The organism is Streptomyces lacaronensis (genome assembly GCF_047337785.1).
Taxonomy (GTDB): Bacteria; Actinomycetota; Actinomycetes; order Streptomycetales; family Streptomycetaceae; genus Streptomyces; species Streptomyces lycopersici.
The window spans coordinates 3,727,372-3,740,051 of sequence record NZ_JBLHDK010000003.1 but is presented as its reverse complement, the minus strand read 5'-3'; the positions used below and the strand labels follow the sequence as shown (position 1 = coordinate 3,740,051).

The following is a 12,680-nucleotide window of genomic DNA, read 5'->3' as shown; positions in this document are numbered from 1 at the left end:
CCGCTCGCCGCTCAGCCCCGCGGCTTGTGCCAGACGATGCTGTAGCGCCACAGGACGTGACGGCGGTACCGCGAGCCGGGCAGGAGCTCGGCGGCCAGCGCCCGCATCTCCGGGTAGGTCACCGGCGGCGGCCATACGACGGGGGACGGGTGCTGCCAGTGCCCTTTCCTCGCGCGGTGGACCTTACCGACGGCCACGGCGGCGAGGACGTGCGGCAGGTCCCTGGGCATGGTGTTCCGGGCGAGACCGACGACGGCCAGGACCCCGCCGGGCCGCAGCAGCTCGCGCATGCGGGTCAGCCCGGTGGCGGCGTCCACGTGGTGCAGGGTGGCCACCGACGCGATGACGTCGAACGAGGCGGGCTCGAAGGGATGGCTCAGGAAGTCGCCGAGGACGTAGTCGACGTCGTCCCCGTACGCACGTCCCTGATCGATGCTGGCCGCGTCGAGGTCGATCCCGGTGACGTGCGGCACGGTCCGCCGGAGCGCGCGGGCGAGCATGCCCTCGCCGCAGCCGATGTCGAGGGCGCGCTGGGCGCCATCGGGGACCGCGTGGAGGATGCGGGGGTGGTAGTGGATGTTGTGGTTCCACCGCCTGCCGTTCTTCACTGTCATATGAGGATCCTGCCGGACCAGGTCCCGGTCGTCGGCCGTATCGGGGCGGCAGCGGTGCCGGGCTACGGCTTGACCGAGCGGTAATAGCGCGCCGCGCCCTTGTGGAGGGCGAGGGGATCGGTGAAGACGGCGGTTCGCAGGTCCACCTTCTGGGCGGCGTGCACCTTCGCCCCGATGCGGTCCCGGTTCTCTATCACCGTGCGTGTGACGCCCTCCGCCAGACCGGGGGCCACCCGGTCCGTGGTGACCAGGAGATTCGGTACGGCGATCGTCTTGACCGGCTCCGGCCTGCGTATCTCCTCGTACGCGTCGGCGGGCACGGTGGCCGCCCGGTAGTAGCGCGTCACCCCGCCCTGCCGGTGCAGTGGGCCGGTGAGGTCGCCGAGCTGGACGAGCCGGATCGGGTAGGCGTGGGCCAGGGTGCGCACCGCGGTGGTCGGCAGCCCGCCCGACCAGAAGAAGGCATCGAGCTTGCCCTGCCGCAGCAGCCTCGGCATGGCGTCGATGCCGACCCGCTTCGCCCGGATGTCCCGGTCGAAGTCGAGCCCGGCGGCCTTGATCAGCGCCCGGGTGATCAGCTGCACGCCGGAGCCGTCGTCGCCCACCCCCACCCGCAGATGCTTCAGATCGCGGGCCGACCGTACGGACGAGCCCCTCGGCACGACCAGCTGCATGTAGTCGTCGTACAGCCGGGCACAGGCCCGCAGCCGCCCCGCTCCCTCGCCCCGGTAGGCGGCGACGGCGTCGGTGGCGGCGATGGCGAAGGTGGCCCTGCCCCGGGCCAGCCGCTCGACGTTGTCCGGGGACCCCCTGGACTGCTCCAGCCGCACATCGACATCGGGGAGGTCCCGGGCGAGGTCCTGCTCCAGCATTCGGCCGTAGGTGTCGTAGACCCCGGTGGAGACCCCCGTCGCGAACGTCACCCGGCCGCTGGGCGAGGGGCCACCGCCCGACGCCAGCAGCCACCACAGCAGCAGCCCGAGGGCGACGAGGCCCGCGGCGGCGGACTGCAGGGCGCGGCGCCGGTCCAGGCGCGGAAGGGTGAGGGCCATGGCGAGGATCCTGCCAGGCCCGCTGACGGGAGGGGAGGGGCGAGCCGCTACGGGAGCCGCTGAGGGAGGGGAGGGGCGAGTCGCCCGCGGATCCCGTCATGCGGGCGGCGCCCGCTCATCTGCCGGAGCGCAGGGCTCTCGACAGGCCCAGGGCCGCGGTCCGGACCGCCGGTGCCAGCTGCGCCGGCCGGAAGCGGCCGCGGGGTACGGCCACCGACAGCGCCGCCACCGAGGTCGGTCCGTCGAAGACGGGAGCCGCGATGCAGCTGACCCCGGGAGCCGTCTCTTCCTCCTCGTAGGCCAGACCCGCGACCTGGGCCTGCTCGACGGCCGTGCGCAGCCGGTCCGGGTCGGTGATCGAGTGGGGGGTGAGGGCGGGCAGAGGCGCGGCCAGGATCTCCTCGACCAGTTCGGAGCCCGAGAACGCCAGAAGTGCCTTGCCCACGCCGGTGCAGGTCAGCGGCAGTCGGCCGCCGATGCGGGACGGCAGCCGAAGGGCGTCGTGGCCGTGGATGCGCTCGACGTAGACCACCTCGTGGCCCTCGCGCACGCCGAGGTGCACGGTTTCGTGCGTGGCCTCGAAGAGGTCCTGTAGGAACGGCAGCGCGGCCTCCCGCAGATCGCGTCGGCGCGGGACGAGTGAGCCCAGTTCGAAGAGGGCGCCCCCGAGCCGGTAGCTCTCGGCGTCGCGTTCGAGCAGGCCGAGACGGACCAGATCGGCGCAGAGCCGGAACACGGTGGTCTTGGCCAGCCCGGTACGCGCGGACAGTTCTGTGAGACGGAACGCGCCGCCATCGGGACGGAAGCAGTCGAGGACGGCCATTGCCTTGTCGAGCATGTTGCCCCGTGCGCTGTTCCGTGTCATGGAACACAGTGTGCCGGTGCCCGGTTGTCGGCCCACACCCGGGGGACGGGCCGGTGGCCCGGTCCACCGCCCGGCAGAGGGGCTTTGCGTGAGCGCCTACCCTTGTTGGGTGACCATCAGCAGCGACCGGAGCCCGGCAGTGGACGTTCAAGCACCCAAGAGCTACGAGATCCGCACCTACGGGTGCCAGATGAATGTCCATGACTCCGAGCGGCTCTCGGGCCTCCTGGAAGAGGCGGGCTACGTGCGCGCGCCCGAGGGCACCGGCGAGGGTGAGGCCGACATCGTCGTCTTCAACACCTGCGCGGTGCGGGAGAACGCCGACAACCGGCTGTACGGCAACCTCGGCCGGCTCGCGCCGATCAAGGCGCGGCGGCCGGGCATGCAGATCGCCGTCGGCGGCTGTCTGGCCCAGAAGGACCGCGACACCATCGTCAACAAGGCCCCCTGGGTCGACGTGGTCTTCGGCACCCACAACATCGGCAGCCTGCCGGTGCTGCTGGAGCGCGCCCGCGTCCAGGAGGAGGCCCAGGTCGAGATCGCCGAGTCCCTGGAGGCCTTCCCCTCCACCCTGCCGACGCGGCGCGAGTCCGCGTACGCCGCATGGGTCTCCATCTCCGTGGGCTGCAACAACACCTGCACCTTCTGCATCGTCCCGGCGCTGCGCGGCAAGGAGAAGGACCGCCGCCCCGGTGACATCCTCGCCGAGGTGGAGACCCTGGTCGCCGAGGGCGTCACCGAGATCACCCTGCTCGGCCAGAACGTGAACGCGTACGGCTCCGACATCGGCGACCGCGAGGCGTTCAGCAAGCTGCTGCGCGCCTGCGGGAAGATCGAGGGCCTGGAGCGGGTCCGGTTCACCTCGCCGCATCCGCGTGACTTCACCGACGACGTCATCGCCGCCATGGCGGAGACGGAGAACGTGATGCCGCAGTTGCACATGCCGCTGCAGTCCGGATCGGACACCGTGCTCAAGGCGATGCGCCGCTCGTACCGGCAGGAGCGCTACCTGGGCATCATCGAGAAGGTGCGCGCCGCGATGCCGGACGCCGCCATCTCGACCGACATCATCGTCGGCTTCCCCGGTGAGACGGAGGAGGACTTCGAGCAGACGCTGCACGTGGTGCGCGAGGCGCGCTTCGCCCAGGCGTTCACCTTCCAGTACTCCAAGCGGCCCGGGACGCCCGCCGCCGAGATGGACGGCCAGGTGCCCAAGGCGGTTGTCCAGGAGCGCTACGAGCGGCTGGTCGCCCTCCAGGAGGAGATCTCCTGGGAGGAGAACAAGAAGCAGGTCGGGCGCACGCTGGAGGTGCTGGTCGCCGAGGGCGAGGGCCGTAAGGACGACGCCACGCGGCGGCTGTCCGGCCGTGCCCCCGACAACCGTCTGGTGCACTTCGCGCGGCCCGAGGAGCCGGTTCGCCCCGGTGATGTCGTCACCGTCGACATCACCTACGCGGCCCCCCACCATCTGCTGGCCGAGGGCCCGGCCCGGGGCGTGCGGCGCACTCGCGCCGGGGACGCCTGGGAGCGGCGGAACGCGCCCGAGGAGAAGAAGCCCGCGGGTGTGATGCTGGGCCTGCCGACGGTGGGCGCCCCGCCGCCGCAGCCGGCCGCGCCCACCGCGGGCTGCGGCTGCGACTGAGCGCACGGCTAGGCTGACGATCATGCTGATCGCCGCCGCCGTCTGCCCGTGTCCGCCGCTGCTGGTGCCCGAGGTCGCCGCCGGAGCCGCCCCCGAGCTGGACGGGCTGCGCGCGGAGTGCTTCGAGGTCATCCACGCCCTCGCGGCGGCGCGTCCGGAGCGCCTGATCGTGGTGGGGCCCGCCGATCGCGCCGGGCGCGGGCCACATGCGCAGGGCGCGCCCGGGACGTTCCGCGGCTTCGGCGTGGAGGTGGATGTGCGGCTCGCCGCGCCGGTGACGGAACGCCGAGCCGCTCCGGTGACGGAACGCCGAGACGCACCTGCGACGGAACGGCGAGACGCACCTGCGACGGAACGGCGAGACGCACCTGCGACGGAGGACGGGGCGTCCGACGGCGAGGACGCCCCGGACGGCGGGCCCTCGCGTTCGCTGCCGACGTCGCTGGCGGTCGGCGCCTGGCTGCTGGAGCACGCGGGGTGGGACCCGGCGGTGCCCGTCGAGGGGCTGGGTGTGGGGGAACCTCTCGCGGCCGGGCGGTGTATTGAAGTCGGAAGGGAGCTCGCCGGGCGGGCGGAGCGGGTCGCGCTGCTGGTGATGGGCGACGGCACCGCATGCCGCACGCTGAAGGCGCCGGGCTATCTCGACGAGCGGGCGGCCGCGTTCGACGCCGAGGTGGCTCGGGCGCTGGCGGCCGCCGACACCGGGGCGCTGGCCGCGCTCGACGAGGAGTTGGCGTATGAGCTCAAGGCGGCAGGTCGCGCGCCGCTGCAGGTGCTCGCGGGGGCGGGCGAGGGGGCGCGCCTGAAGGGGGAGTTGCGGTATGACGAAGCGCCGTACGGCGTGGGGTATTTCGTGGCGAGCTGGTCGTCCTAGCACGCTCGCGGCCGTGGAGCCCGCGCTCCACGGCCGCGTACCAGCGGGGCCGGCCGGTCCGGGCCCGGCATCGCCCGCCCCCGTCTTCTGTGCCTTGTTCGCTTGGCCGGTCTTATGCGTCGCCCTTGTGCTTGGGCTTGCGCTCGTCCATCTGCGAGAGGCGGTTGAGAGCGTCCTTCGCCTTGCCCGTGCCAGTCTCGATCTTGGCGCTGTACTTGCCCTTGGTCCTGGTGTCGACCGACTTGGCCGCCTTCTCCAGGCCCCGTCCGATCCTGGCCTCGTGCTGCTGCGCGAAGCTGCCGGCCTTGCCCTTCATCTGACCGGCCTTGGCCTTGAGATTATCCATCAGGCCCATGTGCCACCTACCCTCGTCGGTTGCCTATGCGCGGGCGCTCTCACCAGTCTCGCTGTCGGCCGCCTCGGCCGCGGACTGCTGTTTGGGGATCCCGGCGCCTTCACCCGCCGGGTTCTCCTTCCCGCTCCGCGCGGCCTCAGCCTCATCGGCGGTCCCGGACTTGGTCTCCGCCGTCATGGCGTCGGCCGTGGACTGGGAGTCCCGCACGGACGGCGCCCCCTCGGAGGAATGGCTCGCCTCCCTCGACGCACGACGAAACCTGGAAAACACGCCCATATCTACTCCATACCTTACTCGTGTGGGCGAAACCCGTGTGGGCGAAATCCCGTGCCGCCCGGAGTGCCCCCTTGTGCGGTGCGCGGCGACTGCGCGGCGCGCGGCGGCCGATTCCCCGAACCGGCCCTCGGAACCTCCCAACAGGCAACGAACCCGGCCGTGCCCCGTCACGTCGCTCATTCGAGGAGTCCCCGGGGCATTTGCGAGACTGGCCCGGTGAATACTGCAGGCCATCCGCCGCGAGTCATCGCCGTCGTCGGCCCCACAGCGGCCGGAAAGTCCGATCTGGGCGTCGCACTCGCCAGACACCTCGACGGCGAGGTCGTCAACGCCGACTCCATGCAGCTGTACCGGGGCATGGACATTGGCACCGCCAAGCTGACGGAGGACGAGCGGCAGGGGGTGCCGCACCGGCTGCTGGACATCTGGGACGTCACCCAGACCGCGAGCGTCGCCGAGTACCAGCGGCTGGCCCGCGCCGAGATGGACCGTCTGCTCGCCGAGGGCCGTACCCCCGTCCTGGTCGGCGGTTCCGGCCTGTACATCCGAGGGGCCATCGACGCCCTCGAGTTCCCGGGTACCGACCCCGCCGTCCGGGCCCGGCTCGAGGCCGAGCTGGAGGAGCGGGGCTCCGGGGTCATGCACGCCCGGCTCGCCGACGCCGACCCCGAGGCGGCGCGCGCGATCCTGCCCAGCAACGGCCGCAGGGTGGTCCGGGCGCTGGAGGTCATCGAGATCACCGGCCGCCCGTTCACCGCCAATCTGCCCGGGCACGAGGCGGTCTACGACACCCTCCAGATCGGCGTCGACGTCGAGCGGCCCGAGCTGGATGAGCGGATCGCCCTGCGGGTGGACCGGATGTGGGACGCCGGGCTGGTCGCGGAGGTGCGCCGGCTGGAGAACGTTGGGCTGCGCTCCGGCCGTACCGCCTCCCGCGCGCTGGGCTATCAGCAAGTGCTCGCCGCGCTCGCGGGAGAGTGCGCCGAGGAGGAGGCGAGGGCCGAAACCGTGCGTGCCACCAAGCGGTTCGCACGCCGTCAGGACTCCTGGTTCCGCCGCGATCCCAGGGTCCACTGGCTCAGCGGAGCAGCCGACCACAGAGGGGAACTCCTGGCGAGCGCGCTCGCGTTGGTTGAACGGGCGGTCACAGCCTGATCACGTCATGGCATCGGGAAGCTCAGCTCGTCATTCGGGCCCCGAAGGACATGCCATCATCAAGCTCCGATCGTGCCGTGGTGTCTGGAGTTGGGAGGGCGTGTGGCGATGGAGGCCGGCCCTCGCGACGCATCGCAGCAATCGCCGCACGGAGACGCGCGGCCGCTGACCCCGGACGGCCCCGATGAGGACGGAGGGCTCCACGAACCCGGCGCGCCGGTCCTCGAGGACGGCTCCGAGGGCGAGGTCGGCGCGGGCTCGGTCTCCGAGGAGTCCTTCCGGGAGCTGCGCCCGCCGCGACGGCTGCGGATCTGGCAGATCGCGCCGATCGTCGCCCTGGCCATCCTCGGCTCGCTGATGTTCGCCTTCCCGCTCGCCTTCGAGTTCGGCGACGGAGGGGCGGTCGTGGCCATGCTCGGCCTGCTGCTGAGCAGCTGTGCGGCGGGCTGGGGCCTGATGGCCGCCCGCCGGGTGGGCTACACCTGGCCGGGCCTGCCCCCCAGAGGCTCCGGACGCCGCCCGGACTGGCGCTTCGTCGTGCTCTATGTCGCGATCGTGGCGCTGCTGGCCGCCCTCACCTTCTGGCGGGTGGCCCGCCTCCGCTAGGCCCTCCGTCCAGTGGTTCCCCCGGGCCACCGGGCACCGGGAGCCGGTGCGGGCGGAGCCCCGTAGGATCGAGGAATGAGCACCGCACCACGGCTGGCCTTCCTGAAGGGGCACGGCACCGAGAACGACTTCGTCATCGTCCCCGACCTGGACGGCCATCTGGAGCTGTCCGCGGCCACCGTCGCCCGGATCTGCGACCGCCGCGCCGGTATCGGCGGTGACGGCCTGATCCGCGTCGTGCGGTCCTCGGCACACCCCGAGGCGCGGGCCATGGCCGACCGGGCCGAATGGTTCATGGACTACCGCAACAGCGACGGCAGCATCGCCGAGATGTGCGGCAACGGAGTCCGCGTCTTCGCCCGGTACCTTCAGCGCGCCGGGCTGGTCGAGGCGGGCGATCTCGCGATCGCCACCCGGGCCGGGGTGCGCCGGGCCCACATCGCCAAGGACGCCGGTGACGCCGCCCGGCCGGGCCAGGCCACGGCCGGGTCCGACGGCCCGATCACCGTGGTGATGGGCGAGGCCGCGCTGCCCGCGCCCGGCCCCGAGGGGGAGATCACGGTCACGGTCGGTGACCACAGCTGGCCCGCCCGCAACGTGAACATGGGTAATCCGCACGCCGTCGCCTTCGTCGACGACCTCGCCCAGGCCGGGGATCTGTACACGGCCCCCGCCGTGCGCCCCGCCGCCGCGTACCCGCACGGCACCAACGTCGAATTCGTCGTCGATCGCGGCCCGCGCCATGTCGCGATGCGGGTGCATGAGCGCGGCTCCGGAGAGACCCGCTCCTGCGGCACCGGCGCCTGCGCCGTGATGGTCGCCGCCGCACGCCGTGACGGGGCCGATCCGGCCGTCACCGGGCACCCCGTCACATACACCGTGGACGTTCCCGGAGGGCGGCTTGTCATCAGCGAACGGCCGGACGGTACGGTGGAGATGACCGGCCCTGCCGTGATCGTGGCCGAGGGGGAGATCGATCCCTCTTGGCTGGGCACGGACCTCGGCTGACACTTCCCTCGAATGGGTGATCCGTTTCACTCTGGGCGAGAGCCGGTCGGCCGTGCGTGATGGGCTCGATAGCATCAAGCACCGGCCCCGGGGGAGCACCCACGCCGGTTGACGCTCGACGCCGCCGGAGGTGCCCATGAGCGCAGAGGCCACCGACCAGGCCCCGTTCGGCCGCAGGCGCGGCCTCCCCCGCATCGACCTGCGCAACCTCCGCAGGTTCAGTCGGGCCGCCCTGCTGGGGTCCGCCTCCCGCGGCCGGCTGCCCGACGCGATCGAGCATGTGGCCAAGGTCCACCGCGCGTACCACCCCGGAGCCGATCTGGACGTGCTCCGCAAGGCGTATGTCCTGGCCGAGTCCTCCCACCGCGGTCAGATGCGCAAGAGCGGTGAGCCGTACATCACCCATCCGCTGGCCGTCACGCTGATCCTCGCCGAACTGGGCGCCGAGACCACGACGTTGACCGCCTCGCTGCTCCACGACACGGTCGAGGACACCGATGTGACCCTGGATCAGGTGGGGGAGCAGTTCGGCGAGGAGGTCCGCTTCCTCGTCGACGGCGTCACCAAGTTGGAGAAGGTCGACTACGGCGCGGCGGCCGAGCCCGAGACCTTCCGCAAGATGCTCGTCGCCACCGGCAACGACGTCCGGGTGATGTCGATCAAACTCGCCGACCGGCTGCACAACATGCGCACCCTCGGCGTGATGCGCCCCGAGAAACAGGCGCGCATCGCCAAGGTCACCCGCGATGTGCTGATCCCGCTCGCCGAGCGGCTCGGGGTGCAGGCGCTCAAGACCGAGCTGGAGGACCTGGTCTTCGCCATCCTCCACCCCGAGGAGTACGCGCGGACCCGCGAGCTCCTCCAGGCCCACGCCGGCCGCCCCGACCCGCTGGCCCAGGCCGCCGAGGACGTACGGGGCGTGCTGCACGAGGCGGGCATCACCGCCGAAGTCCTGGTCCGGCCGCGGCACTTCGTCTCCGTCCACCGGGTCGGGCTCAAGCGCGGCGAGCTGACCGGCGCCGACCTCGGCCGCCTTCTCGTCCTGGTCTCCGACAACGCGGACTGTTACGCGGTCCTCGGCGAACTGCACACCTGCTTCACCCCGGTGATCTCGGAGTTCAAGGACTTCATCGCGGTCCCCAAGTTCAACCTCTACCAGTCGCTGCACACGGCCGTGGCCGGGCGCGACGGCGAGGTCACCGAAGTCCTCATCCGCACCCACCAGATGCACCGGGTCGCGGAGGCCGGAGTGATCGCCCTCGGCAATCCGTACGCCCCGACGGAGGGCGCCGACGCCCCCGAGGGCGAGCGGGCCGACCCCACCCGCCCCGGCTGGCTGTCCCGGCTGCTCGACTGGCAGAGCGCCACCCCCGACCCCGACATCTTCTGGACCTCGCTCCGCGACGACCTCGCCCAGGACCGGGAGATCACCGTCTTCCGCTCCGACGGCGGGACGCTCGGCCTGCCCGCGGGCGCGAGCTGTGTGGACGCCGCGTACGCCCTGTACGGCGACGACGCGCACTCCTGTATCGGCGCCCGGGTCAACGGCAGGATCGCGACCCTGAGCACGGTGCTGCGCGACGGCGACACCCTCCAACTGCTGATGGCCAGCGACGCCCGGGACACCGCCTCCCACGGCCCCTCGCCGGAGTGGCTCGACCACGCCCGCACCCCGGCCGCCCGCATCGCCATCAACCGCTGGCTGGCCGCCCATCCGGCGTCGCAGCACGAGCCCCGGGAGGCCGCCGAGGAGCCGGAGTCCGCCTCCGAGCCCACCGGACAGGACGGACAGGACGGACAGGAAGGACAGGACGGCCAGGACCCGCAGGGCGGTCAGGATCAGGACCCGCAGGCCACGCGGGGCACGCAGACTTCGCAGGGCGGCCAGACCGTCGCCCCCGCGTCGCCCGGTGCGGGCCGCCCCGAGGCGGGCATCGCCGTCGACCTGCCCGGCGCGACCGTACGGCTCGCCCGCTGCTGCACCCCCGTGCCGCCCGACGCGATCACCGGCTTCGCGGTCCGCGGCGGCGCCGTCACCGTGCACCGCGAGCGGTGCCCCGGAGTGGCGCGGATGACCTCGGCCGGGCGCACGGCCGTCGGGGTGCGCTGGGCGGACGAGGACGACGGGGACGGGGGCGGCGACTATCGCGTGACCCTCTTCGCGGAGGCGTTCAGCAGGCCGCATCTGCTCGCGGATCTCACCGAGGCCATCGCCGCCGAGGGCGCGGAGGTGGTCGCGGCCGCCGTCGAACCGCCGCGTGAGCAGCGGGTCCGGCACACCTACACGCTCCAGCTGCCCGACGCGGGCAGGCTGCCGACGCTGATGCGTGCCATGCGGAACGTCCCTGGGGTCTATGACGTGACGCGCGAGGGCCGCAGCGTGGCCGCGGCGCACTGACGGGCGGGCGGTGCGCGCTCCCGAGCGGCACGCTCCTGATCATTTTCGAGCGTCTGAATTCCCTCCAGCGTCTGAATTCCTTCGGGCGTCTGAACTCCTTCGGGTGGATCAAGGCCGGGAGCGACTGCGCGGGCGCCGGGGCGCTGGTAGCCGTAGGGCATGACGCTTTCTTCGGGGCGCCGCCCCTGGCCGCCGCGCACCGGGCGCCGCAGGACCGCGTCGGTGGCCGCCGCCATGGCCGCCGTCTTCCTCGCGGTCGGCCCCTCCTCCGCCGCGGGGCCGGTGTCCCCCTCGCACCCGACTCCCCTGGGCATCGGAGACCCCCTCTTCCCCCAGCTCGGGAACCCCGGGTACGACGTCACGGCGTACGACATCGCGTTCGCCTACCACCGTCAGGACCGGCCGCTCGACGCCGTCACCACCCTCGAGGCCCGCGCGACCGCCCCGCTGCGCACCGTCAACCTCGACTTCGCCCAGGGGGTCGTGGACTCGGTGCGGGTCGACGGAGCGCCGGCCCGGTTCGCCACCGCCGGAGAGGATCTGGTGATCACCCCGTCCGCCCCCCTCCGTAAGGGCGCCGCCTTCCGGGTCACCGTCCGCCACACCAGCGATCCGCAGAGCGGCACCAACGGCGGCTGGGTCCGCACCAGCGACGGGCTGGCCATGGCCAACCAGGCCAACGCCGCCCACCGGGTCTTCCCGTGCAACGACCACCCCGCCGACAAGGCCCGCTTCACCTTCCGGATCACCGCTCCGAAGAGCCTTACGGTCGTCGCGGGCGGTCTGCCCGGACAGCGCCTCCGCAAGGGATCGCGCACCACCTGGACGTACCGCCTCGCCCACCCCATGGCCACCGAGCTGGCGCAGATCTCCATCGGCCGCTCCGTCGTGCCGCGCCGCACCGGGCCCCATGGGCTGCCGGTGCGCGACGTCGTCCCCGTGGCGGATCGCGCACGGCTGGAGAAGTGGCTCGCGCGCACCCCCGGGCAGCTGGCCTGGATGGAGAAGAAGGCCGGGCGCTACCCCTTCGAGACCTACGGCGTTCTGATCGCCCACGCCACCACCGGCTTCGAGCTGGAGACCCAGACGCTCTCCCTCTTCGAGCGCGATCTGTTCACCAGCGGTCAGCTGCCCCGGTGGTACATCGAGTCGATCATGGTGCATGAGCTGGCGCACCAGTGGTTCGGCGACAGCGTCAGCCCGCGCCGCTGGTCCGATCTGTGGCTCAACGAGGGCCACGCCACCTGGTACGAGGCGCTGTACGCCGATGAGCGCGGTAAGGCGAGCCTGGAGCGGCGGATGCGCAAGGCGTACGGACAGTCCGACGCCTGGCGGGCCGAGGGAGGGCCGCCCGCGGCCCCCGAGGCCGCCGACCCCGGCCAGCCGATCGGCATCTTCCGCCCGGTGGTCTACGACGGCAGTGCGCTCGTGCTGTACGCGCTGCGGCAGCGGATCGGCCGGGCCGCCTTCGAACGGCTGGAGCGGAAATGGGTGCTCCGCCACCGCGACGGCGTGGCCTCGACCGCCGACTTCATCCGGCTGGCCTCCACCGTGGCGGGGCGCGATCTGAGCGAATTCCTCCATCCGTGGCTGTACGGCAGGAAGACGCCGCCGATGCCGGGACACCCCGACTGGAAGCAGACGGAGAAGGTGACCACGAAGGGCGCCGCGCTGCCCGGCGCGCGAGCGGGGCGGCACGCGGTACGTTACGCGGTGCCATGGGCCGTGAAACCCGGGTGACGGCCCGCCCGCCGCGTGCGACCATCAAGGGGTCGGCGTTCGTGACCGGCCCCGGCGGGGGAATCCCGCGGGCCCGCCACGCGTTGTCGACAGTG

At 72.5% G+C, this 12,680-nt stretch carries 12 protein-coding genes; 7 read left to right on the top strand and 5 right to left on the bottom strand.

Annotated features, from left to right (window positions below; genetic code table 11):
- Positions 1-11: 11 nt before the first annotated feature.
- From ACMTAK_RS15720 to ACMTAK_RS15710, 3 genes are all read right to left on the bottom strand, one after another.
- On the bottom strand, positions 12-614 hold the full coding sequence (locus tag ACMTAK_RS15720; protein ID WP_413806819.1) for a class I SAM-dependent methyltransferase: 603 nt from the start codon (positions 612-614) through the stop codon (positions 12-14).
- Positions 615-676: 62 nt separating this feature from the next.
- Entirely contained in the window at positions 677-1,666 is a 990-nt protein-coding gene (locus ACMTAK_RS15715; RefSeq protein WP_413806818.1) for a TAXI family TRAP transporter solute-binding subunit, read from the bottom strand.
- Between the two features lie 115 nt (positions 1,667-1,781).
- Positions 1,782-2,504: an IclR family transcriptional regulator gene (locus ACMTAK_RS15710; RefSeq protein ID WP_413812904.1), complete on the bottom strand. Its 723-nt coding sequence runs from the start codon at positions 2,502-2,504 to the stop codon at positions 1,782-1,784.
- A 136-nt stretch (positions 2,505-2,640) separates the two neighbouring features.
- Here ACMTAK_RS15710 and miaB point away from each other — a divergent pair, with 136 nt between their 5' ends.
- Together miaB and ACMTAK_RS15700 are read left to right on the top strand one after the other, a co-directional pair.
- Positions 2,641-4,173, top strand: coding sequence for a tRNA (N6-isopentenyl adenosine(37)-C2)-methylthiotransferase MiaB (miaB, locus tag ACMTAK_RS15705; protein WP_413806817.1), 1,533 nt, complete (start codon positions 2,641-2,643; stop codon positions 4,171-4,173).
- Positions 4,174-4,195: 22 nt separating this feature from the next.
- On the top strand, positions 4,196-5,047 hold the full coding sequence (locus ACMTAK_RS15700; protein WP_413806816.1) for a class III extradiol dioxygenase subunit B-like domain-containing protein: 852 nt from the start codon (positions 4,196-4,198) through the stop codon (positions 5,045-5,047).
- Positions 5,048-5,159: 112 nt separating this feature from the next.
- Here ACMTAK_RS15700 and ACMTAK_RS15695 read toward each other — a convergent pair whose 3' ends face one another.
- Complete coding sequence (locus tag ACMTAK_RS15695; protein WP_020868007.1) at positions 5,160-5,402, bottom strand: antitoxin; 243 nt, start codon at positions 5,400-5,402, stop codon at positions 5,160-5,162.
- 24 nt (positions 5,403-5,426) lie between these two features.
- Positions 5,427-5,609, bottom strand: coding sequence for a gliding motility protein (locus ACMTAK_RS15690; RefSeq protein ID WP_413806815.1), 183 nt, complete (start codon positions 5,607-5,609; stop codon positions 5,427-5,429).
- Between the two features lie 285 nt (positions 5,610-5,894).
- Here ACMTAK_RS15690 and miaA point away from each other — a divergent pair, with 285 nt between their 5' ends.
- The 5 genes from miaA to ACMTAK_RS15665 all read left to right on the top strand — a co-directional run bounded on the left by miaA (position 5,895) and on the right by ACMTAK_RS15665 (position 12,585).
- Complete coding sequence (gene miaA, locus ACMTAK_RS15685) at positions 5,895-6,833, top strand: tRNA (adenosine(37)-N6)-dimethylallyltransferase MiaA (RefSeq protein ID WP_413806814.1); 939 nt, start codon at positions 5,895-5,897, stop codon at positions 6,831-6,833.
- A gap of 108 nt (positions 6,834-6,941) precedes the next feature.
- On the top strand, positions 6,942-7,439 hold the full coding sequence (locus ACMTAK_RS15680) for a hypothetical protein (protein WP_413812903.1): 498 nt from the start codon (positions 6,942-6,944) through the stop codon (positions 7,437-7,439).
- Between the two features lie 75 nt (positions 7,440-7,514).
- Positions 7,515-8,447, top strand: coding sequence for a diaminopimelate epimerase (dapF, locus tag ACMTAK_RS15675; protein ID WP_413806813.1), 933 nt, complete (start codon positions 7,515-7,517; stop codon positions 8,445-8,447).
- Positions 8,448-8,583: 136 nt separating this feature from the next.
- Positions 8,584-10,845 carry a RelA/SpoT family protein gene (locus ACMTAK_RS15670; protein WP_413806812.1) on the top strand — a complete coding sequence of 754 codons (2,262 nt, stop codon included), beginning with the start codon at positions 8,584-8,586 and terminating at the stop codon, positions 10,843-10,845.
- A gap of 159 nt (positions 10,846-11,004) precedes the next feature.
- Positions 11,005-12,585 (top strand): M1 family metallopeptidase, encoded by a 1,581-nt coding sequence (locus ACMTAK_RS15665; RefSeq protein ID WP_413806811.1) that lies wholly within the window; start codon positions 11,005-11,007, stop codon positions 12,583-12,585.
- Positions 12,586-12,680: the final 95 nt, after the last annotated feature.

Bases quoted from the DNA above. Each gene is read 5' to 3' on its own strand.
- ACMTAK_RS15720 (WP_413806819.1), bottom strand. From the start codon at position 614: ATGACAGTGAAGAACGGCAGGCGGTGGAACCACAACATCCACTACCAC.
- ACMTAK_RS15715 (WP_413806818.1), bottom strand. From the start codon at position 1,666: ATGGCCCTCACCCTTCCGCGCCTGGACCGGCGCCGCGCCCTGCAGTCC.
- ACMTAK_RS15710 (WP_413812904.1), bottom strand. From the start codon at position 2,504: ATGCTCGACAAGGCAATGGCCGTCCTCGACTGCTTCCGTCCCGATGGC.
- ACMTAK_RS15700 (WP_413806816.1), top strand. From the start codon at position 4,196: ATGCTGATCGCCGCCGCCGTCTGCCCGTGTCCGCCGCTGCTGGTGCCC.
- ACMTAK_RS15695 (WP_020868007.1), bottom strand. From the start codon at position 5,402: ATGGGCCTGATGGATAATCTCAAGGCCAAGGCCGGTCAGATGAAGGGC.
- ACMTAK_RS15680 (WP_413812903.1), top strand. From the start codon at position 6,942: ATGGAGGCCGGCCCTCGCGACGCATCGCAGCAATCGCCGCACGGAGAC.
- dapF (WP_413806813.1), top strand. From the start codon at position 7,515: ATGAGCACCGCACCACGGCTGGCCTTCCTGAAGGGGCACGGCACCGAG.
- ACMTAK_RS15670 (WP_413806812.1), top strand. From the start codon at position 8,584: ATGAGCGCAGAGGCCACCGACCAGGCCCCGTTCGGCCGCAGGCGCGGC.
- ACMTAK_RS15665 (WP_413806811.1), top strand. From the start codon at position 11,005: ATGACGCTTTCTTCGGGGCGCCGCCCCTGGCCGCCGCGCACCGGGCGC.